General features: G+C 41.8%; 3 protein-coding genes. All 3 read left to right on the top strand.

What is annotated here, in order from left to right; translation table 11 throughout:
• Nucleotides 1-249, top strand: a 249-nt coding sequence (locus JX312_RS13620; RefSeq protein ID WP_204458455.1) for a DUF4303 domain-containing protein, incomplete at its 5' end; no start/stop codon positions are given.
• A 68-nt stretch (nucleotides 250-317) separates the two neighbouring features.
• Nucleotides 318-920, top strand: coding sequence for a uracil-DNA glycosylase family protein (locus JX312_RS13615; RefSeq protein WP_204458454.1), 603 nt, complete (start codon nucleotides 318-320; stop codon nucleotides 918-920).
• Between the two features lie 2 nt (nucleotides 921-922).
• On the top strand, nucleotides 923-1372 hold the full coding sequence (locus JX312_RS13610; RefSeq protein WP_057250590.1) for a DUF6194 family protein: 450 nt from the start codon (nucleotides 923-925) through the stop codon (nucleotides 1370-1372).
• Nucleotides 1373-1473 lie beyond the last annotated feature (101 nt).

Genomic DNA, 1473 nt, shown 5'->3' with positions numbered 1-1473 from the left:
CTGGTGAAGCTCAGCAAATCGCTGTGGGAAAACCACAACACGTTGCCGGGAGAAGCCTTTTTCTTCAGCGCAATGATTTCGGCGATGGCGCAGGTCAAAGACTCGGGAATATTCGGAGAAGGCACCGAAGAAATCACATTCTTCATTTCAATATCGGATGATGAAGATGCCGAAAACCTCGAAGACTCGTCGGCAATGACGCTGAACAGCTCCGAACTGGCAGCAGCTTTTTTGAATAGAAACAAGTAACATCGTATTATGGCATATTATACTGTTTACTGGCCTCAGGACTGGTTGGACGAACTCTCAGGAGAATCATGAATATAAAGTCGGAACTACAACAACTCTGTGGGGATACCCAAAATCTACGGCTTAATGACGTAAATATTGAGCCGGAAACGATACAGACAATCATGATAAATGAGGTTGTCCCGTCATGTCCGGAGGAAGACTTCTACGGGAAACCGGATTCCGCGTATATGTCAACGACAATTCCATTGTTCAGAAAAGCAGGGATAGAGGTAAATTCAATACAGGACATTCTGGATCATGGAATTTACATTACCAATGCTGTCAAGACACCTAAAAGCGAATATGCCGTTTCAAAGGAGAGCATAGAGGATAGCCTGCCCTATCTGGAAAAAGAGCTTGCTTTGTTTCCAAACGCCAAGGTTATCATGCTTATGGGGGATGTGGCAAAGAAAGCCTTTAATATGATATGCAAGAAGGCGACCAAGAAAAATGCCGTTCCAAGTATATCTACTTACAAGTTACGTAATACTGAGATTTTCTATAATGGAATACGCATTATGCCCTCTTACATTATGACCGGCCAGAACATTCTGATTGAAAAGTCAAAATTCGAGATGGCATCGAAGGATATAGAAACGATGTACAGGTTAATTAAATGTTTTGATTAAAGATGGCTATTGCACCTGATGATATTTTGAAATATTGCCTTGACAACCTTGAAGGGACGGTCGAAGTAAACAGTTGGGGCGAGCGTGGGATTTTCTACAATCCGGATGGAGTGTTGAAACGTGGGGTTTATATCTTGACGATAAAAGAAAAGGATGGCGACAATGATCGAGCTTCCCACCTTGACCGCAAGGATGTGTGGCGAATAAATATAGGAGTCAGAAAACAGACTTTCCGCACTTTATTCGGAGAACTGCCCAAACGTCCATGTAAAGGTTGCATTGTAGATATGCCGTATGAATTTACCGCAAAGGATGTCATTATGCCGCATCCGGTTTATGCGTGGATGGGCTGGATTTGCGCTTTAACCCCATCTGAAGCGACATTTGAATTATTAAAACCTTACATCCTTGAATCCTACGAATACGCAAAAGAGAAATTTAAAAAAAGATGACGGGATAGTGAACTGATTATTTGAAAACGATGATAGAACATATGGAACCACTGGCGTCTCTTAAAATCTGTTAATGCGAAATTGTTAAACTCTGTATTCAT

It is taken from the genome of Barnesiella sp. CU968, assembly GCF_905219685.1.
GTDB lineage: Bacteria > Bacteroidota > Bacteroidia > Bacteroidales > Muribaculaceae > Lepagella > Lepagella muris_A.
The sequence above is the reverse complement of the archived record's forward strand: the minus strand, read 5'-3'. Positions and strand labels throughout refer to the sequence as shown.